Source organism: Buchnera aphidicola (Formosaphis micheliae) (assembly GCF_039403185.1).
GTDB lineage: Bacteria > Pseudomonadota > Gammaproteobacteria > Enterobacterales > Enterobacteriaceae > Buchnera_C > Buchnera_C aphidicola_B.
In genome coordinates, this window is sequence record NZ_CP135047.1 from 125,894 (window position 1) to 150,291 (window position 24,398).

19 protein-coding genes are annotated in these 24,398 nt (G+C 24.3%); 7 read left to right on the forward strand and 12 right to left on the reverse strand.

Annotated elements, in window-relative coordinates; translation table 11 throughout:
* Positions 1 to 201 precede the first annotated feature (201 nt).
* Positions 202 to 2,274, reverse strand: a complete 2,073-nt coding sequence (gene glyS / locus RJX12_RS00560; RefSeq protein WP_343192270.1) for a glycine--tRNA ligase subunit beta — start codon at positions 2,272 to 2,274, stop codon at positions 202 to 204.
* A gap of 53 nt (positions 2,275 to 2,327) precedes the next feature.
* Positions 2,328 to 3,206, reverse strand: a complete 879-nt coding sequence (glyQ, locus tag RJX12_RS00565; protein ID WP_428994272.1) for a glycine--tRNA ligase subunit alpha — start codon at positions 3,204 to 3,206, stop codon at positions 2,328 to 2,330.
* A gap of 461 nt (positions 3,207 to 3,667) precedes the next feature.
* Here glyQ and nfo point away from each other — a divergent pair, with 461 nt between their 5' ends.
* Positions 3,668 to 4,507, forward strand: a complete 840-nt coding sequence (gene nfo / locus RJX12_RS00570; RefSeq protein ID WP_343192271.1) for a deoxyribonuclease IV — start codon at positions 3,668 to 3,670, stop codon at positions 4,505 to 4,507.
* A 246-nt stretch (positions 4,508 to 4,753) separates the two neighbouring features.
* Entirely contained in the window at positions 4,754 to 5,032 is a 279-nt protein-coding gene (rplY, locus tag RJX12_RS00575; RefSeq protein ID WP_343192272.1) for a 50S ribosomal protein L25, read from the forward strand.
* A 210-nt stretch (positions 5,033 to 5,242) separates the two neighbouring features.
* Here rplY and RJX12_RS00580 read toward each other — a convergent pair whose 3' ends face one another.
* A complete protein-coding gene (locus RJX12_RS00580; protein WP_343192273.1) occupies positions 5,243 to 5,959 on the reverse strand; it encodes a DedA family protein in 717 nt (238 codons plus the stop codon).
* A gap of 572 nt (positions 5,960 to 6,531) precedes the next feature.
* On the opposite strand from RJX12_RS00580, the gene rsmA reads away from it, so the two are divergent.
* Both rsmA and RJX12_RS00590 read left to right on the forward strand, forming a co-directional pair.
* Positions 6,532 to 7,335 (forward strand): 16S rRNA (adenine(1518)-N(6)/adenine(1519)-N(6))-dimethyltransferase RsmA, encoded by an 804-nt coding sequence (rsmA, locus tag RJX12_RS00585; RefSeq protein ID WP_343192274.1) that lies wholly within the window; start codon positions 6,532 to 6,534, stop codon positions 7,333 to 7,335.
* Positions 7,336 to 7,432: 97 nt separating this feature from the next.
* Positions 7,433 to 8,254: a symmetrical bis(5'-nucleosyl)-tetraphosphatase gene (locus RJX12_RS00590; protein ID WP_343192275.1), complete on the forward strand. Its 822-nt coding sequence runs from the start codon at positions 7,433 to 7,435 to the stop codon at positions 8,252 to 8,254.
* Between the two features lie 12 nt (positions 8,255 to 8,266).
* On the opposite strand, the gene folA is transcribed toward RJX12_RS00590, so the two are convergent.
* The 7 genes from folA to ribF all read right to left on the reverse strand — a co-directional run bounded on the left by folA (position 8,267) and on the right by ribF (position 19,064).
* Complete coding sequence (gene folA / locus RJX12_RS00595) at positions 8,267 to 8,758, reverse strand: type 3 dihydrofolate reductase (RefSeq protein ID WP_343192276.1); 492 nt, start codon at positions 8,756 to 8,758, stop codon at positions 8,267 to 8,269.
* 14 nt (positions 8,759 to 8,772) lie between these two features.
* Positions 8,773 to 12,012, reverse strand: coding sequence for a carbamoyl-phosphate synthase large subunit (gene carB / locus RJX12_RS00600; RefSeq protein WP_343192277.1), 3,240 nt, complete (start codon positions 12,010 to 12,012; stop codon positions 8,773 to 8,775).
* Positions 12,012 to 13,166, reverse strand: coding sequence for a glutamine-hydrolyzing carbamoyl-phosphate synthase small subunit (gene carA, locus RJX12_RS00605; protein ID WP_343192278.1), 1,155 nt, complete (start codon positions 13,164 to 13,166; stop codon positions 12,012 to 12,014). Before carA ends, carB begins: the two co-directional genes overlap by 1 nt.
* Before the next feature lie 20 nt (positions 13,167 to 13,186).
* Positions 13,187 to 13,999: a 4-hydroxy-tetrahydrodipicolinate reductase gene (gene dapB / locus RJX12_RS00610; protein WP_343192279.1), complete on the reverse strand. Its 813-nt coding sequence runs from the start codon at positions 13,997 to 13,999 to the stop codon at positions 13,187 to 13,189.
* A gap of 815 nt (positions 14,000 to 14,814) precedes the next feature.
* A complete protein-coding gene (gene lspA, locus RJX12_RS00615) occupies positions 14,815 to 15,297 on the reverse strand; it encodes a signal peptidase II (RefSeq protein ID WP_343192280.1) in 483 nt (160 codons plus the stop codon).
* Complete coding sequence (ileS, locus tag RJX12_RS00620) at positions 15,284 to 18,103, reverse strand: isoleucine--tRNA ligase (RefSeq protein ID WP_343192281.1); 2,820 nt, start codon at positions 18,101 to 18,103, stop codon at positions 15,284 to 15,286. The genes lspA and ileS overlap by 14 nt, the downstream gene beginning before the upstream one ends.
* A 22-nt stretch (positions 18,104 to 18,125) precedes the next feature.
* A complete protein-coding gene (ribF, locus tag RJX12_RS00625; protein ID WP_343192282.1) occupies positions 18,126 to 19,064 on the reverse strand; it encodes a bifunctional riboflavin kinase/FAD synthetase in 939 nt (312 codons plus the stop codon).
* Between the two features lie 215 nt (positions 19,065 to 19,279).
* Here ribF and rpsT point away from each other — a divergent pair, with 215 nt between their 5' ends.
* Positions 19,280 to 19,543, forward strand: coding sequence for a 30S ribosomal protein S20 (gene rpsT / locus RJX12_RS00630; protein WP_343192283.1), 264 nt, complete (start codon positions 19,280 to 19,282; stop codon positions 19,541 to 19,543).
* A 112-nt stretch (positions 19,544 to 19,655) separates the two neighbouring features.
* Here rpsT and dnaJ read toward each other — a convergent pair whose 3' ends face one another.
* Together dnaJ and dnaK are read right to left on the reverse strand one after the other, a co-directional pair.
* Positions 19,656 to 20,795, reverse strand: a complete 1,140-nt coding sequence (dnaJ, locus tag RJX12_RS00635) for a molecular chaperone DnaJ (protein WP_343192284.1) — start codon at positions 20,793 to 20,795, stop codon at positions 19,656 to 19,658.
* Between the two features lie 115 nt (positions 20,796 to 20,910).
* Positions 20,911 to 22,827, reverse strand: coding sequence for a molecular chaperone DnaK (dnaK, locus tag RJX12_RS00640; protein ID WP_343192285.1), 1,917 nt, complete (start codon positions 22,825 to 22,827; stop codon positions 20,911 to 20,913).
* 344 nt (positions 22,828 to 23,171) lie between these two features.
* Between dnaK and ndhC the strand changes: the two genes are divergently transcribed.
* Positions 23,172 to 23,555, forward strand: a complete 384-nt coding sequence (gene ndhC / locus RJX12_RS00645; protein ID WP_343192286.1) for an NADH-quinone oxidoreductase subunit A — start codon at positions 23,172 to 23,174, stop codon at positions 23,553 to 23,555.
* A 63-nt stretch (positions 23,556 to 23,618) separates the two neighbouring features.
* Positions 23,619 to 24,287 carry an NADH-quinone oxidoreductase subunit B gene (locus RJX12_RS00650; RefSeq protein ID WP_343192287.1) on the forward strand — a complete coding sequence of 223 codons (669 nt, stop codon included), beginning with the start codon at positions 23,619 to 23,621 and terminating at the stop codon, positions 24,285 to 24,287.
* Positions 24,288 to 24,398: the final 111 nt, after the last annotated feature.

A 24,398-nucleotide genomic window follows, 5' to 3' on the forward strand; every position in this document is an offset into this window, starting at 1 on the left:
TTTTTTTAGATATATATAATTAATAGTACTGTTATCTATAATATTAAGTATTTATATTAGCATATTATTTTTGATACATATATTAATTTGATTAAAGTTTAGTATATTTTATTTAATAATATTTTTATATATAATAAATGATGTTTATTTTTTAAATAACTTTTTTGTTTAAAATGAATATTTCAATATTCATATATTATTTTAAAATAAAACAGAAAAATCGGCAATTTTTAAAAATAATTTTTTTATTTTATCTAATATAGTTAATCGATTAATTTTTATATGTATATTGTCATGGTTAATTATTATTTTATTAAAAAAAATGTTTATAGGAATATTTAATTGATTGATATTAATAAGAGCTTCTTTGTATTTATAATTTAAAATTAAATGTGGAATTGTAGATTCTAAATATAGGATTATTTTTACTACATTTTTTTCTTCTATATTTATAACAAGATTATTGTCAATATGTCGATTAAGTTTAATTGTATTTTTTTTTAAAATATTTGATATTCTTTTATTTATAGATATAAGTGATTGATATATTGTTAACGTTTTAAAGTGTGATATCGCTTTAATACGAGCGTCTATATCTATTGGTGTAGTAATATTACATATTAAAACTGATGTAACTATATTTTTATCGTATTCTGTTTTTTTATATATTGAATAACATTTTTTTATAATAAATTTTAAAGTTGTATTAATCGTATTTTGTTTTTCATTGATTGATTGGTATAAATTAACAGATATTTCTATTAATTTTTTTAAGTTAATAGGAATATTATATTTTATAAGAATTCGTAATATACCTATTGCTGCACGTTTTAAAGCATATGGATCCTTATCGTTTTTAGGATATTCTTGAATTCCAAATATACCTGATAAAGTATCTATTTTATCGGCGATAGAGAGAGCACATGCAATAGGATGGGAAGGTAATGAATCATTTGATAATTTAGGTTGATATTGTTCTTTTATTGCTATGGCAATTTCATTAATTTCTTTATTTTGTAAGGCATAATACATTCCAATTGTTCCTTGTATGTCAGGAAATTCACAGACCATGTTAGTGACTAAATCACATTTAGATAATTGAGCTGCTCGTATAGAATGATTTATGTTAGCTTGAGTATATGGAGCTATCCATTCAATTAAGGTTTGAATTCTACAAGTTTTATCGTATAATGAACCTAATTTCTGATGAAATAAAACATGTTTTAATTTAGGTAAATAATCTTCTAATTTTTTTTTTGAATCGTTTTTAAAAAAAAATTCCGCATCTGCAAATCTAGAATGGAGTACTTTTTCATTACCAGAAATTATATGTTGAGTGGAATTGGAGATGACATTTGAAACAAAAATAAAATATGGTATTAATTGTTCTGTTTCATTATACATTGATAAATATTTTTGCTGATGAGACATTATATGTACTAATATTTCATGTGGTAATTGAAGAAATTTTTTATTAAATTTACCAATCAGAGCTGTAGGTGATTCTACAATAGAAGTAATTTCTTCCAGTAACATATTAGAGAATTTTAATATCCCATTATGTTTTTTTGCTAGATATGTAATATCTTTCTTTATTTTTTCTTTTCTGGTATTAAAATGTGCGATAATATTTGAGTGTTTAAACAATATATCTGGATATTGTTCTGCATGTTGAATAATTATTTTACGAGATTGCATAGATAAATGATGTCTCAGTATTCTATTTGAATATAAATTAAATATATTTATAGAAATTATTTTTTCTCCAAATAAAGTGCAAATATTTCTAATTGGACGAGAAAATTTATGGTTATAATTATCCCATCTCATTTTTGTTTTTAAGTTAATATGTTTTATTGATGTATAAATAATTTTAGGTAAAATATTATAAGTTTCTTGAGTTTGTGATTTTTTTTCATAATATAACCATTCTCCTTGATTGTTTTTTATTTTTATGGCTTGTTTAATATTTATTTTACAAGATTGAGCCCATTTTAAAGCTATACAAGATGGATTTCCAGATACATCAAATGAATTTAATATTGAAGGTCCTTTTTTTTTGATGGTTTTATCTGTGTATGTAGTATGCATTTGTTCTATTTTTAAAGCGATACGTCTTGGAGTGGCAAAAGTTGTATATGATCCATGTGGAATATGATATAATTTTAATTGTGTAAGAATATTGGAACAAAACGATAAATGAATATTATATAATTCTTTTGCAGGTAGTTCTTCAGTACCTAATTCTATTAATAATGTTTGTTGTTTTTGCATAGTATTATTATAGTCCTATATATAACATATAATCTTATTATATTGAATGTGTTTTAAATATTTAATTGGTAATATTTATGTGCTATTTCTTTAGTAATTTTTCTTATATATAAAATATATTTTTGACGTTCAGTTATAGACAAAGCTTTTCTGGCATCGAGTACGTTAAAAATATGTATTGCATATAATATATGTTCGTATGACGGTAGTATTAGTGAATTGTTTGACAGATTTAGTAGCCGAATAGATTCTTTTGTATATTGTTCAAATAATGTATTTAATATATTCAAATCAGCATATTGAAAATTATATAAAGATTGTTCTAATTCATTGTGTAAAAATAAATCTCCATATGTAATTTTTTTTGGTAAATTATTCCATAATATATCATAAACATTATTTTTATTTTGTATATGCATATTAATTCTTTCTAGTCCATATGTTATTTCTACAGTAATAGGATTGCATTCTATTCCTCCGACTTTTTGAAAATAAGTAAATTGAGTTATTTCCATACCGTTTAACCAAATTTCCCATCCTATTCCTGATGCTCCTAAAGTAGGATTTTTCCAATTATCTTCAACAAAACGTATATCATTTATTGTAGAATCAATTTGTAATGCTGTCAGTGAATCTAAATATATGTCTTGTATATTATTTGGAGCTGGTTTGATAGCTACTTGAAATTGATAGTAATGTTGTAAACGATTTGGATTTTTTCCATATCTTCCATCAGCAGGTCTTCTAGAAGATTGTACATATGCAATACTAAAAGGTTTTGCACCAATACTTCCAAAAAATGTTTGATTATGAAAAGTACCTGCTCCTATGGGTATGTCATATGGTTGTATTACAGTACAACCATGTTTTAACCAATAGTTTTGTAAAATACATATAACGTTATAAAAGGTATTATTTTTAATAATTGACATATATATCCAAAATATAATATATAAATTTAATTTGTATTATAATAACTATATTATAATACGTTTATATAAATTGATACGTTAACGAAATAATATTATAAAAAGTTTATTTTATAAATATAAAATATGTTTTTTTATTATTTTTATATTATGTCATTACATAAATATATATATTGTTTAAATACAATATTCATTAAAAGTAATATTTTGTATATTGTTTTTATTAATAGATGAAATTATATTTTTTATTAATTATATAGAGTTATAAAATATATAATATTACAATTTAATTTATAAAATAATATTTATATATATTTTTATTAAAATTTTTTAATTAATTTATATATAGATATATATATTGATATATGTATTGTATTTTTTATATAAAAAAATAACTTTATATTATAGTAATAATATATTTTTTTTTTATAAGATAGTATGTTTTAAAGGTATAAAAATAATTTATGAAATATATTGGAGCACATATTAGTATTGCAGGTGGTGTAGATAAAGCTGTATTGCGTGCATATAAATTAAAAGCTACGGCTTTTTCTATGTTTACTCAAAATCAAAGACGATGGAAATCTGTTTTATATAGTCGCCAAACAATTGTTAATTTTAAATTAATGTGTGAAACTTATAATTATCAAGTTAATACTATTTTACCACATGCCAGTTATTTAATTAATTTAGGTCATCCTATTGATCATTTATTAAAAAAATCTAGATATGCATTTATTGATGAAATAAATAGATGTAATTTGTTAGGATTGGTATTATTAAATTTTCATCCAGGAAATCATTTAAACAAAATATCAATTGAAAATTGTTTAGATCGGATATCTGAATCAATTAATTTTGCGTTAGATCATACTAAAAAAATAGTGTTAGTTATAGAAAACACAGCAGGGCAAGGAACGAGTGTTGGTTTTTCATTTGAACATTTAGCTAAAATTATTAGTGGTGTTAGATACAAAGATAGAATCGGAGTATGTCTTGATACTTGTCATTTATTTGTTTCAGGATATGATTTACGTTCAGAATATTTATGTCATTGTACATTTGATAAGTTTGACAAAATTATAGGTTATCATTATTTAAAAGGATTACATATTAATGATTCTAAAAAACCGTTATGTAGTAAAGTTGATCGTCATCAAAATTTAGGACAGGGGTATATAGGTTATACTGTTTTTCGTTGGATTATGAAGAATTCTTTGTTTGATAATATTCCAATTATTTTAGAAACTACTAATTCTAATCTGTGGTTAGAAGAAATTGCTTGGTTAAATTCGCAACAGTAATATATACTTTATAAGATATTTGATAAATGTAAAATATTTATATAAAAAAATATTATTGCATTATATTTTTTAAAATTTATAAATTTATAGAGGTATATATATGTCTTATTTAAACATAATTAATTTATTTATTTTTTTATGTATATATATATAAGTAATTAATTATTTATTAATTATATAATATTTTTTTGTATTTATATGAATAAATCATGTTTTATAATTGTTTAAAGAGAACTAATCATGTATATGATTTACGGGACATTAAGAACAGACAAAGGTAAAAGTGCTAGTAGACGTTTTCGTATTAAAAATAGCTTTCCTGCTGTAGTATATGGTAAAGAAAAATCTAATCTTTGTATATTATTAGATCATGATATTATGTTTAATTTACAATTGAAACCAGATTTTTATAAAAAAAAGTGTTGTTTAATACTGGAACATAAAAAACATATAGTACGATTGCAGTCAATTCAAAGACATGCTTTTAAACCTAAATTATTACATATGGATTTTATATATGTTTGATATTTTTTGATTAATTTGTGATTATTTATATATCGGCACATAATCTTGTTTTATATCAAGTATTAATTTGTATCTTAAATATTTTTTATTGATTAATAGTATTTTGTGCCGATAGTTATAGTTCAGTATATAAGACGTATTTAGTATTTTTAAAAGGTATTGTGCGACAAAAATATTTTTTGCACATAAAATATGTTTAAAATAAGTTATTTAAAAGTAAAATTTTATTAAAAAAAATAATATAATACTTATTAATAAGATAGAAATAGTTAAATGTTTTGTTTTTTTTATAAATAAAACAGATGTTAAATTGTCATATTTTTTACGTTTCCACCATTTTAACGATAACCATATTATTAACCAAATGAGAATTAAGATATCAAATATATGCCATTTAATAGTATTATCAATTTTATGTAAAGGAATTCTCACTATAGCATCTAATAGCATTCCAGGAAAAAAATATATTGGAGGCCATATTATACATCCAATTATACTAGGGAAAATAAATTTTTTTAACGGTAATTTTAACATACCACATACCATGGGTATTAATGGTCTTGTAGGTCCAATAAATCTTCCAATTAATATAGTTAGTATATTATGATTAATTAAAGTTTTTTTTATTTTTGTTAATATCATTTGATATTTTTTTAGTAAATATAAATTAAGCAACCAGTGTTTAAATCGCCATCCTATGTAATATGAACTCCAATCTCCAAGTAAACAACCTATCATACTAGCTATCCAAGACGTATAAAAATTTAAATAACCATGGCCAATTAAAGTTCCTAAACTGGTCATCATTATAATACCTGGTAAAAATAAACCAACTAAAGTAAAAGATTCCAAAAAAGATATTGAGGTAATTATAATTGGTGCGTAATATAAAGATTTTTTAATTAGATATGTTAACCAATATTCCATAAATATTATTTCTTATAAATTAGAGTTAATTCTTTTAATTTCATTCAACAGTATATCTTATACTAGGTAAATTTATTTTTTAAGTATAATCTGTACTAATACGACACATATTTATTAATTTATAAAATATGTGTCGTATATATGCAATTTTATAAAAAATAGATAAAAAATATTTAAAATATAATAATGTATTATATATTAAATATATAAAATATTTTTTTAAAAAATTTTAAATTAAAAAATTAATTTTTATGTTATTTAACATTATTTTTTTTATTTAAAATATTAAATAGATCTTTTCTATATTTTTTATATTTGGTTTTACATTATAATTTTTATATAAATAATAATAAAATTTTATATATTTTTATGATTTTAATAATTTATGGTAAGTTTTATGTATATTTTGTATAACAAATAATTTTTTTTTATTTTATAAAATTATTAATTATATTATAAAGAATATATTATATATAACTCATTAAATATAAATGAATTATAATTTATCAATATAATATATATTTTATTCAATATTATAGTAAGATATTTTTTATTTTGATGAGTAATTTTAAATGATTTGGAATACAAAATCTTATGATTTTATGCCTAAAAAATATTTAGGACAAAATTTTCTTATAGAAATGAATATAATAAATAAAATTATAGACTATATTAATCCAAAATGGAAAGATAATATAGTGGAAATTGGACCTGGTTATGCAGCGTTAACAAAACCGATTTGTAAATATGTAGAATTATTAAATGTAATTGAATTAGATAAAAATTTGGTATTTTTTTTGGAAAATAGTTGGTTTAGAAAAAAGTTAAATATTTTTCAAAGTAATGCAGTACATTTTAATTATTTAGATATATATAATAATGGTAATAAAAATATACGTATTTTTGGAAATTTACCGTACAATATTTCTGTTGCATTAATTTTGTATCTTTTTAATTTTTTAGAAATTATTGAAGATATGCATTTTATGGTACAGAAAGAAGTTGCTGATCGTTTATCAGCTATTCCAGGGACAAAAAAATATGGTAGATTAAGTATTATTGCTCAATATTATTGTGATATTTTTCCATTATTTTCTGTTGATCCTATTTCTTTTAAACCTATGCCTAAAGTCAAATCTATGTTTGTAAAGTTTATACCTAACGTAAAATTTCCAGTATGTCCTCAAAAAATAGAAGTATTAGAAATGATTACCAAAGAAGTTTTTAAACATAAGAGAAAAATGTTGCGTCATAGTTTATCAAAATTTCTAACCATGGAAAATTTTATAGAATTAAGAATTAATCCTATGTTAAGAGCAGAAAACTTAACTATATTTCAATATTTTAAATTAGTTCATTATTTAACATTAAAATAAAATTAATCGTTTTTTATTTAATTTATTTCGAATTATTTTTAATTGGAATGTATGTTTCATCATTTTTTTATTAAATATAAATTAAAGGATATATACAATGAGCACGTATATTGTAGGGGATATTCATGGTTGTTATTTACAGTTAAAATTGTTATTAAAAAAAGCACATTTTAATTCTGCAAAAGATCTATTGTTATGTACTGGAGACATAGTAGGGCGTGGATCTGGTTCACTAGAAGTAATTCGTTTTTTATACTCTATAAGATATAATGTAAGAATAGTTTTAGGTAATCACGATCTAAGATTATTATCAGTATATTTTGGTTTAATTGAACAAAATAAATATGATCATTTTGAAGATATTTTAAAATATAAATTTTCTGAAAATTTAATTCAGTGGTTAAGAACACAACCTTTATTATATATAGATAAATGTAAAAAGATTATTTTATCTCATGCAGGTATTTATTTTAAATGGAATATTAATACATTAATAAATTACGCTAAATTAGCTGAAATGGCTTTATCTGGTATAGATTATTTATTATTTTTAAAAAAAATACAATTTAATGAGATAACATATTATAAAGAAAATATGAAAGAATATGATCTAATATGTTTTATAGTGAATACGTTAACACGAATGCGTTATATTGATTCAAATGGTAATTTAAATATGACTTGCAAAAAAATACCATCTAGTGTTACAGAACCATTAATTCCATGGTTTCATATGTTATATGATAAAAAATATTTATTTTATTCAATATTTTTTGGTCATTGGTCATCTTTATTAAATTTTAACACACCATGTAATGTTTTTGCATTAGATTCAGGTTGTTGTTGGGGTAATAAATTAACTATGATACGTGTGGAAGATAAAATGTTTTTTTTTCAACCATATGAAATTAATAATTAATATTAAATTGGATTATTGACTGACTATTTTTTTTAATATTTCAAATTGATAATCAAAGTTAATTATATGATTAGCGTAAACATATTTATAATATATACGATTCCATTTTATTTTTTTATAATTAGGAAAGTATTTATCTCCTGGTATATTTTTGTGTAATTTAGTTAAGTATAAGGTATTAGTCATATGTAAAGTTTGTTCATAAATACTACTACCTCCAATAATCATTATTTCTTTATTATATTTAGCTAATTTTATTCCGTCTTTAATTGATTTTGCCCATATTATTCCTGAATGATATATTTTTTTTTTACTAATTATAATATTTTCTCTCATAGGTAAAGGTTTACCGATAGATTCCCAGGTTAATCGTCCCATTATAATACTTTTATGTAAAGTATGTTTTTTAAACCATATAAGATCTGGAGGTAAATTCCATGGTAAATTATTATTATTACCAATAATTTTATTTTTAGATATAGCTGCAATGATACTAATGTTCATTTTGTACTTAAAAATTATATATTATTTTTTTTGATTGTTTTATGTCTATCTTGTAAAGATAATATTGTTTTCGTTGGGTTTTCAGATAAGGCCATAACGGTAGCAAAAGCTCCATTTAATGTAGTATCATAATGTACTTTATAATGTAAAGCATTACTGAAAATTAGTTGAGATTCATCCATAGATTTATTAGTGTCAGTAGTATTTATTATGTAGTTATATTCTTTATTTTTTAGACGATCTTGAATATTAGGACGACCTTCATCATGTATTGAGTTGACTAATCTTGTATTGATTCCTACTTTTTTTAAAATTTTAGCAGTATTTAAGGTGGCGTCTAATTTAAAACCCATATTTTTGAGTTTAATAGCTAATATAATAATATTTTTATGATCTCGTTCCTTAACAGATAGTAATACACGTCCTGATGTTTTAATATTAATTTGAGCTCCTAACATTGCTTTAGAAAATGCTTCTGAAAAATTTCTGCCTATACCCATAACTTCACCTGTTGAACGCATTTCTGGGCCTAGTATAGGATTGACTCCTTGAAATTTGTTAAAAGGTAATACTACTTCTTTTATAGAATAATATGGTGGAATAATTTCTTGTGTATATCCTTGTTGATTTAATGTTTTTCCGCACATGACACGTGCTGCAATTTTGGCTAGCTCTATACCAGTTGCTTTAGAAATAAAAGGTACACTTCTTGAAGCTCTTGGATTAACTTCAATAATATATATATTTTTATCTTTAATAGCAAATTGTATGTTCATTAGACCTTTAACTGATAATTCTATTGCTATTTGTTTTACTTGTTTTCTAATAATGTTTTTAACATTATTAGACAATGTATATGTCGGAAGAGAACAGGCAGAATCTCCTGAATGAATACCAGCTTGTTCTATATGTTCCATAATTCCACCGATTAATACATTTTTTCCATCACTAATAGCATCAACGTCTATTTCTATTGCGTTGTCTAAATAATGATCAAGAAAAATTGGTGATATATTATTTGTTTGAAATGTATCCAAAAAGTGTTTTTCTAGTTCATTTATATTATATACTACTTTCATGGATCGACCACCTAATACATAAGAAGGTCTAATTATAATTGGAAATTTTATTTCTGTAGCTTTTATTTTTGCTTGTTCTAGAGTTGTTACTGTAGCATTTATTGGTTGTTTAAGACCTAATTTTGATATAATTTTTTGGAATCTATTTCTATCTTCTGCTTTATCAATTGAGTCAGGAGTAGTTCCAATTATTGGTAATCCTTCTTTTTGAAATTGATCAGCTAGTTTTAATGGAGTTTGTCCTCCATATTGTATAATTATTCCCATAGGTTTTTCTATACGTGTTATTTCTAAAATATTTTCCAATGTTAAAGGTTCAAAATATAATCGGTCAGACAAATCATAATCTGTAGAAACTGTTTCTGGATTGCAATTAATCATAATTGTTTCAAATCCATCATCTCTTAAAGCTAACGCTGCATGTACACAGCAATAATCGAATTCAATACCTTGTCCTATGCGATTAGGTCCTCCTCCTAGAATAATAATTTTATTGTTGTTTTTATTAGGGTTTGATTCGCATTCATCTTCCCATGTTGAATATAAATAAGCAGTATCAGTAGAAAATTCTGCAGCACAGGTATCTATTCTTTTATATACTGGATAGAGATTTAATTTATGTCGTGTATCTCTTATTTTTTTTTCATCTACGTGTAGTAAATTAGCTATACGTATATCTGAAAATCCTTTTTGTTTTAACATTCTAAAGAATGGATAATTTAATCCTATTAAACCATAAAGTATTATTTTTTTTTCTATATTTACTAGTTCTTTAATTTGAATTAAAAACCATGTATCAATTAATGTTAATTCAAAAATATCATTTAAAGACATATTTATACGAAATGCATCTGCAATATACCAAATTCTTTCAGCTCCAGCACATTTTAATTCATATCTGATTTTTGAAAATAACTGAGGATCATCATGAATAGTTATTTTTGTTTCAAATCCATAAGATCCAATTTCTAAACTTCTAATAGCTTTCTGTATTGATTCCTGAAATGTGCGACCAATTGCCATGACTTCGCCAACAGATTTCATTTGAGTTGTTAATCTATCGTTACATCCTTCAAATTTTTCAAAATTAAATCGAGGAATTTTGGTTACTACATAATCTATGCTAGGTTCAAAAGATGCAGGAGTATTAATTCCAGTAATATCATTTTTTAATTCATCTAGAGTGTAACCGATGGACAATTTTGCTGCGATTTTTGCTATAGGAAAGCCAGTAGCTTTAGAAGCTAATGCAGATGAACGTGATACTCTTGGATTCATTTCTACAATAATCATTCTGCCGTTTTTTGGATTAATTGCAAATTGTACGTTTGAACCTCCGGATTCTACACCAATTTCCTGTAAAATTTTAATCGATGCATTTCTCATTTTTTGATATTCTTTGTCAGTTAAAGTCTGAGCAGGAGCAACAGTAATTGAATCTCCTGTATGTATCCCCATAGGGTCTATATTTTCAATGGAACAGACAATGATACAGTTATCGTTTTTATCTCTCATAACTTCCATTTCATATTCTTTCCATCCAATTAACGATTCATCAATTAGTAATTCTTGAATAGGAGACGATTCAAAACCTTGCATACATATTTCTTTAAATTCTTCGTGATTATAGGCAATACCTCCTCCACTACCTCCCATGGTAAAAGAAGGACGAATAATACATGGAAATCCAATTTTTTTTGATATTTTAAATGCTTCTTCTATATTATGAGCAACTTCTGATCGAGCAGTTTCTAAATTAATTTTTTTCATTGATTTTTCAAATAAAGCACGATTTTCTGCTTTTTTAATTGAGGTAACAGTAGCACCTATCATTTTTATGTTAAATTTTAATAAAATTCCTTTTTTATCTAATTCTAAGGCGCAATTTAAGGCAGTTTGCCCTCCCATTGTTGGTAATAATGCATCAGGTTTTTCTTTTTCTATAATTTTTTTAATAATTTTCCAATGAATTGGTTCAATATACGTAACATCAGCCATGTTTGGATCAGTCATAATTGTTGCTGGATTCGAATTAACTAAAATAATTCTTAATCCTTCTTCTTTTAGAGCTTTACAGGCTTGAACACCAGAATAATCAAATTCGCAAGCTTGTCCAATGATAATAGGACCCGCTCCTAGAACTAATACAGATTGTATTTCTTTTTGTTTTGGCATTATGATTGTTTTCCTGTAATATTTTTTTTGTTCATGTTATTTTTCATTAAATGTATGAAGTGATCAAATAAATATATTGCATCATGTGGCCCAGGATTAGATTCAGGATGACCTTGAAAACCAAAAGCTAATTTATTTTTATGATGTAATCCTTGTAAAGTATTATCAAAGAGGGAGATATGGGTAATATTTGCACTTTTCGGCAAAGTTAAATGATCAACAGCAAAATTATGATTTTGAGTAGTAATGATTACTTTATTTTTTTTAATGTCTTTGACAGGATGATTTGCTCCATGATGTCCAAATTTCATTTTTATTATTTTTGAACCGATTGCTAATGCTAGTAATTGATATCCTAAACAAATTCCAAACATAGGTATATTATGTTGTAAAAAAGTTTTTATAGCGGAAATAGCATAATAACATGTTCTTGGATCTCCTGGTCCATTTGATAAAAAAATTCCATCTGGAGATAATTTTAATACTTCATTAGCAGTAGTTTTAGCGGGTACAATAGTCAGAAAACAATTTTTTTTATTTAAAATATTTAATATACTTCTTTTTATACCAAAATCATACGCTACTACGTTATATAAGAATTTTCTTTTTTTATTAGGGTCTATTTGATAATTCCAAGTATAAGATTTTTTAGTTGATACTAATTGTGCCAAGTCCATTCCATCTAATCCTGCAAATAATTTGTTTTTTTTGTTAGCTATTTCTACATCTATTTTATCAGTAGCTAAAATACATCCATTCTGAGATCCTTTAATACGTAATATACGTGTTAGTTTTCTTGTATCAATATTAGAAATTGCAATTACATTGTTTTTTTTTAAGTAATCAGATAATTTTTGAGTACATCTGTAATTACTTGGAATTATTGACATATCTTTAATTATTAATCCGTGAGCATGAATTTTATTTGATTCGTTATCAAAATTGTTGGTGCCGACATTTCCAATATGAGGATAAGTAAGAGTAATTATTTGATGAGCATATGATGGATCAGTTAAAATTTCTTGGTAACCAGTCATTGAAGTATTAAATACTACTTCTCCTACGGTAGAACCTTTAACACCAATGGATTGACCGTGAAATATGGTTCCATCTGCTAAAACTAATATTGCTAATTTGCTCAAGTTATTCTCCATTAATATTATAAGTTTTTATATTAAAAATTTAGTACGTCTTGCATTGTAAATAACCCTTTTTTATCTGTATTTAACCATATTGCTGCATTTATTGCTCCTTTGGCAAATGGAGTTCTATTACTAATTTTATGACTAATTTCAACACGTTCTCCTAATTTAGCAAATATTATTGTATGTTCACCAACGACGTCTCCTGCTCTGACAATAGAAAATCCTATTTTTTGTTTTTCTCTTTTTCCTATACATCCTTTTTTACGATATATAGAATATTCTTCTAAATTTACATTCATAGTTTGTGCTATTTTTTGACCTAATAATAAAGCTGTGCCAGATGGAGCATCTATTTTATCTTTGTGATGTACATCTATAATTTCTATATCAGAGTCATGACTAAGAGTATTGGTAGTTTGTTCTAACAATTTTAAAATTAGGTTAATTCCGATACTAAAGTTTTCACTATATACAATACCTATATTTTTGCTGGCTAATTTTATTATTTTTTTTTCAATTTCATTAAAACCAGTTGTACCAATGACCATATTTTTATTATGTTTTTGACATATTTTTAAATTGTTTATAGTATTTTTAACAGTACTAAAGTCAATAAGAATATCAAAATTATTGATTTCATTTTGTATAGAATGGTTAATATTAATTCCAATTGGATTTATATTTAATACTGTTCCAATATCTTTTTTAATAAACAGATCATTCTTTCTGATTATTGCAGCAGTTAAATATACATCAGTATGTTGTATTATTTCTTGGATTAATATTTTACCCATTCTACCTAGAGCTCCAGAGATAGCTATTTTTAATTTATTTTTTTGCATATTGTATCCAATTTTATTAGTGTTATATTATTTTTGATTTGTAATAAAATAAATAATTTAATTTAAATATTATCATTAATCTACAATAACATATTGTATGATTTTCAGTATATAGAATATTAATTAATAGATATATTTTTTATTAGATGTATGTATCTAATTAGAAATATATATTTATATGAAATTAATATAAAATATTTTGTTATAAAATAATAAAATATTATTTTTAAAATAATAATAATAAATATTTATTTTTATTATTTTAAATTTTGTTTTTATTATGAAAATAATGAATATATTTGATATGAATATTGTATCTGAATAGTTTGTACATAATAGTTAGTTTTGTAATATAATTTGATTATGTATATATTAAACTGTATGTCATTTAATCGATATATATTAATAAATTATATTATGTAATTATATAATTAGAACGTAGTATTGTATTGTACTATACATATATATTTTTGTATTTATTAGATGTTGTTATGTATTTTTTTAACCAATTAACATTATTTTAGTTAATATAGTATTAAATAGAGATGTAATTATTTTAGATATATAATATGATGATACCTAACATGAATTATGATGTTTATTTCTTAAATGTATAAAATATTTTTTATTATCAATTATATATAGAACGTGATTTTTATATTATAATTAATTATTAATTAATTATGAATATTTTAAAGTAAAATATTTTTATTTTTTTATTTTTATAAATATATTTAAAATTTGGAAATAATTTAATTTTAATAGTATATTATTATTATTTTTTTAGATGATATTATATTTAAATAAGTTTATTATTAAATTAGTGTTTTTATAAATAATATAATTCCTGTAATAATACTAACATCTGCAATATTAAAAGTAGCAAAATGATAATTTTTTATATATAAATCAATAAAATCAATTATAAAACCATGATTTATGCGATCTATTAAATTACTAAAAGAACCACTTATAATAAATAGGTATGAAATATAATTTTTATTATTGTTTTTTATAGATATATATGTTTTGTATAGTAATATTAATATAATTAATATATTAGTAAATATAAAATACAAAAATGTCCAAATGTTTCGATTAGACAAAACATTAAATGCACCTCCATAATTATGAAGGTGAATAATGTTTAACATTGGAATAATTTTTTTAAATTCATACTCCACAAGATTTTTTATAATTAATTTTTTACTAATGTAATCACATAGAATAATAATGAAAAATATTACTAAATAATATGTTTTTTTTGGAGAAAGTATTTTTTTATTATATAAATTCACGTTTTTCACCATAACCAAATATATTAGTAACACATCTATTACATAAATGAGGATATTGACCATGTTCAGAAAAATTATTAAAATAATGCCAGCAACGATGACATTTTTTTCCTGTATGTTTTTTTAATAAAATTTTAAAATTTTTAATATGTTTACTTTTTATAGCATTATATGGCGCTAACATATAATCTTTAATTGTACTTTCTGAAGTTAGTAACATGAATTTTAATTCGTGACCTAGTGTACTAAGTTTTTGAAAAAGATTTTTATCAACATATAATATAATTGATGTTTCCAAGGAAGTTCCAATAATTTGGTTAATTCTAGATTGCTCTAATATTAGATTTACTTCGTTTTTAATTGCAATTAATTCAGACCATAATGTATCATTTATTTTTGTTGTATGATGTAAATTTTGTAAACCATTAAACCATTCTTCAGTAAAAACATATTTTTCACGTTTTCCTGGTAAATAATTCCAAATTTCATCTGCAGTAAATGACAAGATAGGTGCAATCCATCTTACGAATGCTTGTAATATAAGGTATAAAGCTGTTTGGGAACTTTTTCTAGCATATCCATTTTTTTTTGTAGTGTATAAACGATCTTTAAGAATATTTAAATAGAAAGCGCTCATTTCTATGGAACAGAAATATATTAAAATTTTTATAATTTCGTGAAATTTATATTTTTTATATAAATTTATAATTTTTAATTGAGTTTTGTGTGTTTTTGATATAGCCCATTGATCTAAATGGATCATATCATCAAATTTAATAAAATCTGTATTTGGATTAAAATCATGAATATTCGCAATAATAAATCGAATTGTGTTTCTAATTTTTCTATAGTTTTCTGATGACTGTTTCAGTATTTCATCAGAAATTAACATATCTTTAGAATAATCTGAGGAAGCTACCCATAATCGTAAGATATCTGCTCCTAAAGTTTTTATAATAGTATTTGGACTGATAGTGTTACCTATTGATTTAGACATTTTTCGTCCATTTTTGTCGACAGTAAATCCGTGTGTTACTATTTCTTCATAAGGAGATTGATTATAAGTAGCCATAGATACAATTAACGCAGACATAAACCATCCACGATATTGATCTGAACCTTCTAAATATAAGTTTGCCGGATTATTTTTTTTATTTTTATCATTATACATTTTTACTATTTGAATAGCTCCAGATTCGAACCATACATCTAGTACATCGTTAATTTTAATATATTGTTCTGTATTTACTTCTTTAATCAAATCTTCTAATTTTAAATTCCACCATATTTGAATTCCATGATTTTCTATTTTTTTTGCGATTTTTTCTATAAGTAATAAAGTTTTAGGATGTAATTCACCTGTATCTTTATGTATAAATATTGTAATTGGTACACCCCATGTTCTTTGTCTTGATATACACCAATCTGGACGGTGAGATATCATTGATTCCATTTTATTTTTACCCCAGGCAGGTAGCCAATGTACTTGTTGTATTTTTTGTATAGAGTGGTGACGTAAGTTTTTAAAGTTAATATTGATAAACCATTGAGGAGTTGCTCTGTAAATAAGAGGTGTTTTATGTCTCCAACAATGAGGGTAACTGTGTGATATTGTGCTATTATGTAATAATTTTTTATTATTTTCTAATATTTTAATTAAAATATTATTGGATTTAAATATATTTAAGTTATTTAATTGTTCATGTACATTATTTTTGAAATATCCTTGGTTGTTAATGAGATGAGTTAATTGTATGTTATATTTTTTAGATACTTGGTAATCATCATATCCGTAATCTGGGGCAGTATGTACAGCACCAGTCCCTATATCTGAAGTCACGTGTTTTGCTAGTATAATAGGTATTTTAAAATTTAAAAAAGGATGAATAAATTCTAAATTTTCTAACTGATATCCTAGTGTTGTTCCAATTATTTTCCATTCATATATATTTATTTTTTCCATAGTGATTGATATTAAATTTTTAGCTATAATAAGGGTATTATTTTTTATTTGCACTAATTGGTATTCAATATCTGGATGTAATGTAACGGCACGGCAAGCAGGTAAACTCCAAGGTGTAGTAGTCCAAATCAGTATATTAGATGTGATTAATTTTAAATTTGTATTAAATATATCTTTTATAGCATGTAAATTTATTGCTTCTAACATGACAATGATTGAAGGGGATGTTTTATTAAAATATTCTACTTCTGCTTCAGCTAGTGATGAAGAACAATCAATGCACCAGTGTACTGGTCTAAAATCTCTGTATATATAACCATTTTGTATAATTTTAGCTAAGGATCGAATTACATTGGCTTCGTTTTTAAAATCCATAGTTAAATAAGCTTCGTTCCAATTGCTTATAATTCCTAATCTTATAAAATCTTTTTTTTGTTTTGTTATTTGTTGTATTGCATATTTATGGCAAAATATACGAAATTTTTCATGAGAAATAGATTCTCCTGGTTTTCCAACAATTTTTTCAACTTGGTGTTCTATTGGTAATCCATGGCAATCCCATGCAGGGATATAGGGAGCATCAAAACCAGACATATTTTTTGATTTTATAATTATATCTTTTAAAATTTTATTAACTGCATGACCAAGATGGATATTACCATTAGCATAAGGAGGTCCATCTTGTAATAAAAATTTTTTTTTTCCTTTTTTTTTTATTCTAATCATGTGATATAGATTGTCATCTTGCCATTTTTTAATGACGTTTGGTTCTTTTTTAGATAAGTCACCTCTCATTGAGAATTTTGTATTAGGTAAATTTAAAGTAGACTTGTAATCGTTCATTTATTTTCTCAGATTAATATGATTAAGTTTTATAATGTATTGCAAAATAATTTCGTACTATTAATATATCTTTTGATATTTGTTTTTTTAATTCTTCTATGGAAGAAAAAGTTTTTTCATCTCTAATTTTTTTACATAAAATAACTTCTATATTTTGTGTATATAAATCAATTGTTATATCGAATAAATGTACTTCTAACTGTTGTAGTTGATTAGAAAAACTAGGTTTTATACCAATATTAGCAATACCGTAAATATATTTTGTTAATAATTTAGGTATTTTAACTGCAAAAACTCCTGTAACTGGACTAATATATTGGGATAGAGATATATTAGCAGTAGGAAAACCTATTTTTCGACCTTTTTTTCGACCATGTATTACTTTACCTGAAATACTAAATGGATATCCAAGTAAGGATTGTGCTAAAGAAAAATTATTTTTTGATAGGGCGTTTCTAATAGCTGTACTACTGATTTTTTTGTTATTTTTACAATATGTATTAGGTACAATAACATGAAAATTATAAATTTTTCCTTTTTCTCTAAGTAAAGATACATTTCCCATTCTATTTTTACCAAATCTAAAATCGTTTCCTATAATTAAAATTTTTACTTTTAATTTTTCGACTAGTATATCAGAGATAAATTGATTTGGGTGAAGTAAGGAAAAATGTTTATTAAATCGTAAACAAATTATTGTATCAATATTCCATAACGATAAATGTCTTATTTTTTCACGCAATTTTGTTAATCTAGGAGGTGATGCATCAGGACGTAATAATTCTAATGGTTGTGGTTCAAATAGTAGAAGTACAACTGGTTTGTTATAAAGTATTTTTTGTTTCGTAATAAAATTTAATAAAAATTTGTGACCCAGATGTACTCCATCAAAGTTTCCAATTGTTAGGATGCAATCTTTCCATTTATTTTTAATATTTTCAATATCTCGAATTACTAGCATAGTAGTTATATATTTAATGAAAAAGTTATATTATAAAAATAATTGATATATTTATAGTTATAATGTACTAATGTAGTACAGTATAATTTCTGTAATTGTCATATTTTTATGTAATAATTATAAGTTAATATGTTTTTATATTATCATGGTTTTAATTTTTAATTATATAAAAATAATATATTTTAAATTACAATATTATTAGGAGTAAAAAAGAGTTGGCTAATATTAAAGCATCTAAGAAGGATGCTATAAGTGCTATTAAACGTCGTTTAAATAATGTTAGAAAACGTTCTATGATGCGTAATTTTATAAAAAAAGTATATATAGCTATTTCATTAAATAATAAAACATTAGCACAGAGTACATTTTTAAGATTATTACCTGTAATAGATAGGTTTGCTACTAAAGGTCTTATACATAAAAATAAAGCTGCTAGACATAAGTCTAATTTAATGATAAAAATTAATAAATTAATTTAAAAATTAATACATATATATTATAATTAGTTATTTTAATGATATTATCTAAAGTAATTAATCATTTTTAGTATTGCTTCCATGCAATAATATGGCAAGCAATACTATTTAATATTTAGTATCTTCTTAAATCTTCAAAAAATCTTTTTACTCCGTCAAAAAATCTTTTTGATCTAGGGCTGTTTTGTTCTCCTTTAAAACCTGTTAAGCTATTTCCTAAATCATATAATAATTTTTTTTGTTGTTCATTTAAATTAACAGGAGTTTCGACTACTACTCGACACAGTAAGTCACCTTTATATCCATTTCGAACAGATTGTACTCCTTTGCCACGTATACGAAATAATTTTCCTGTTTGTGTTTCTATTGGTATTTTTAGTTTAACTTTACCGTCTAATGTTGGAACTTCAATTTCTCCACCTAAAGCGGACATAGCAAAATTAATAGGAACTTCACAATATAAATTATTTTCTTCTCTTTTAAAAATAGGATGTTGTTTAACTGTGATCTGAACGTATAAATCTCCTGATCTTGCACCATTTATTCCAGCTTCGCCTTCATTATTTAATCGAATTCTATCATTAGAATCAATACCAGGAGGGATTTTTACTGATAATTTTTTAGATTTTTCAATACGTCCTTTGCCTTGACATAAATTACAAGGATGTTTAATAACAGATCCATAACCATGACATGTAGAACAAGTTTGCTGAACTGTAAAAAATCCTTTTCTAATATGTATTTGTCCTTTTCCATTACAGTATGGACAATTTTGTGGTTTGTTACCTGGTTTAGAGCCATTTCCATTACATATATGACAAGTTTGTAAACTTGGAATATGTAATTCTTTTACGACACCTTTTACTGCTTCTTCTAATGTTAATTCTATGTTGTAACATAAATCTGATCCTTGTCGTGTCCTTTGTTTTTTTTCATTACCAAAAATATCTCCAAACACGTCACCAAATATGTCTCCAAAATCAGCTGTGCTATTAAAACTATGATTAAATGAATTTTCTGTATTCCCTTGTTCAAAAGCAGAATGTCCATATTGATCGTATGCTGTTCTTTTTTTTGGATCAATTAATATTTCATAAGCTTCTTTTATTTCTTTAAATTTTTTTTCAGCATGCTTATTACCCTGATTTCTATCAGGATGATATTTCATTGCTAATTTTTTATATGCTTTTTTAATGTCACGATCATCAGATGTATTATTTATTCCAAGTACCTGGTAGTAATCTTTTTTTACCATTCTTAATTTCCTATTTTTTAATACATGTGCACGGGTATTAAGTTTAGTTAATTTTATTCCCGTGCCAATTTATTAGGGAACTTACATCCTGTAATTAGAGTGATATTAGAAGATGTTATTTTTTAGGTTCTTTAATTTCTTCAAATTCTGCATCTACAACATTATCTGTTTTTTCATTTACACTATTTTTATTGTTATTAGATGGTTGAGAAGTTGAATTTTTTTGACATTTTTCAATTAATTTTGAAGAAATTTCTAAAAGTTTTTGTATTGCATCGTCTATATCAGATTTATTATCTTTTTTTAATACTTGATGTAGATGATCTAAAGAATTTTGTATTGTTTTTTTACTTTCTTCATCTAATTTGTCTTTATATTCAGTTAATTGTTTTTTTATGTTATGAGAAATTTGATCACCTTGATTTCTTGTATTAATTAATTCTTCAAATTTACGATCTATTTCAGAATTGGTTTCTGCATCTGCAATCATTTGTTTTATTTCAGATTCATTGAGTCCTGACGATGCTTTAATGGCAATTTTTTGTTCTTTGCCTGTGTTTTTATCTTTTGCAGAAACATGTAGTATACCGTCTGCATCAATATCAAAGGTAACTTCTATTTGTGGTATTCCACGAGGAGCAGGCTGAATACCATCTAGATTAAATTGTCCGAGTGATTTATTATCTTTAGATCTTTTTCTTTCTCCTTGTAATACATGAATTGTTACTGCAGATTGATTATCTTCTGCAGTTGAAAATACTTGACTATGTTTAGTTGGGACAGTGGTATTTTTACTAATTAAAGATGTCATTATTCCACCCATAGTTTCAATACCTAAAGATAATGGGGTAACATCAAGTAGTAAAACATCTTTAACGTCTCCAGATAATACACCGCCTTGTACAGCTGCTCCCATAGCAACAGCTTCATCAGGATTAACATCTTTTCTAGGTTCTTTTCCAAAAAAATCTGCTACTTTATTTTGAACCATAGGCATTCTCGTTTGCCCACCAACTAATATAACGTCATTTATAGCTGATGTTGTTAAATTGGCATCTTTTAGTGCTATTTTTAATGGTTGAATTGATCGTATAATTAAATCTTCGACTAAAGATTCTAATTTTGAACGAGTAACACGGATATTTAAATGTTTTGGTCCCATTGAATCAGCTGTAATATAAGGTAAATTGACATCTGTATGTTGTGCAGATGATAATTCTATTTTTGCTTTTTCTGCAGCTTCTTTTAAGCGTTGCATTGCTAGAGAATCATTTCTAAGATCAATAGTTTGTTCTTTTTTAAATTCATCAACTAAATAGTTTATTAATCTACTATCAAAATCTTCTCCTCCTAGATGAGTATCTCCATTAGTAGCAAGTACTTCAAATGTTTTTTCTTTATCTACTTCATCTATTTCAATAATGGAAATATCAAAAGTACCTCCACCTAAATCATATACAGCGATAGTTTTATTTCCTTGGTGTTTATCTAAACCGTAGGCGAGTGCTGCTGCTGTTGGTTCATTGATGATTCTTTTTACTTCTAATCCAGCAATTCTTCCTGCATCTTTAGTTGCTTGTCTTTGTGCATCATTAAAATATGCAGGTACTGTAATCACAGCTTCTGTAATAGTTTCTCCTAGATAATCTTCTGCAGTTTTTTTCATTTTTTTTAGTACTTCAGCAGAAATTTGGGGAGGTGCAACTTTTTTATTTTTTATATTTAACCATGCATCACCGTTTTCTGATTTAGTAATATTGTAAGGCATTATTTTAATATCACGTTGTACTTCTTCATCTTTGAATTTTCTTCCTATTAATCTTTTTATTGCAAACAATGTATTTTTTGGATTTGTAATAGCTTGACGTTTAGCAGGTTTACCTACTAAAATTTCACCTTCTTGAGTATATGCAATTACTGAAGGAGTGGTGCGGTCACCTTCTGAATTTTCTAATACTCGCGCTTTGTTACCATCCATGATAGCAACACAAGAGTTTGTTGTTCCCAAGTCAATACCAATAATTTTGCTCATTTAGGTTTTCTCCATTGAATAATTTCTACAAGTTAAGTATCTTGGTGTAGACGTAATTACTATTTAGAATAAATAAAATTACATTTAAAATTATATTTGTTAATACTAGTTAGTATGGGGTCTCTTTCTCTAGCATCAAGGTTTATATAAAAATATATTATTTATTTTAATGAACTTTTGTTTAAGACGTGTCAAATTAATTAAAGTTATTTATGTAATTTTTCTATTTTGATTTAGGTTTAAAATTGTTAAAGTTTATTTTTTGTATTCTGAAATACAAAAAAATGGTATCTTTTTTTTAGTTGATATAAAATGTTATTATGTATTTTGTTTTGAGAATAAATATGATAATTAATAACCATGTATATGCTCAATATTGGGCTTTTGCTGTATTTATTTTTGGTGGATTTTTTATTAGTATTTTTATGTTGTTATTAGGCTATTTATGCGGAGGTAAATCGTTTTCCTGTGATAAACATATACCATTTGAGTCTGGAATTAATTCTGTAGGTAATAGTTATTTACGTTTTTCTATTCAATTTTATTTAATAGCGATGCTATTTGTTATTTTTGATGTAGAAGCTTTATATTTATATGTTTGGGCAATTGGAATTTATAATATTGGATGGATTGGATTTTTTGAAGTTTTAATGTTTATTTTGACATTATTATTAGGTTTATTTTATGTTGTACGATGTGGAATGTTACAGTGGATTAAAAAATATTAATAAAAAATATTTTTTATATTGTAAAGTAGTATTTTAATTAGACATTAATACGGGATGTAAAAGATGAATTATAGTTTAACACCAATTAATATCGATAATACTAAACAAAAGTATACAGATAATAATTCTAAAAAAGTAAATGATCCTTTTTTAAAATATACACATACAAATATATATATGGGTAAATTAGTTAAATGTTTAAATAAATTAGTTAATTGGGGAAGAAAAAATTCATTATGGCCTTACAATTTTGGTTTATCTTGTTGTTATGTAGAAATGGTTAGTTCATTTACTGCTGTGCATGATGTTGCACGGTTTGGTTCAGAAGTCTTAAGAGCATCTCCTAGACAAGCTGATTTTATGGTTATAGCTGGTACACCATTTATTAAAATGGCACCGGTGATTAAAAGATTATATGATCAAATGTTAGAACCAAAATGGGTTATTTCTATGGGTGCTTGTGCTAATTCTGGAGGAATGTATGATATATATTCTGTAGTTCAGGGTGTAGATAAATTTTTACCAGTAGATGTTTATATTCCTGGATGTCCTCCCAGACCTGAAGCATATATTCAAGGATTAATGTTATTACAAAAAACGATTGAAAAAGAAAGACGTCCTTTGTCTTGGATAATAGGAGATCAAGGAATATATAAGGCTAATATGCAATCAGAAAAAGAAAGAACACAAAAAAAAAGAATTTCCGTAAAAAATTTACCTATCGATAAATAAGAAAATTATAATAGAATATTAAATATTCATCATGTATGTATGACGGTTGTTATTATAGTATATATAATGTTTTTATTTAAAATAATAAACATATATTAAAATGTTATTTAG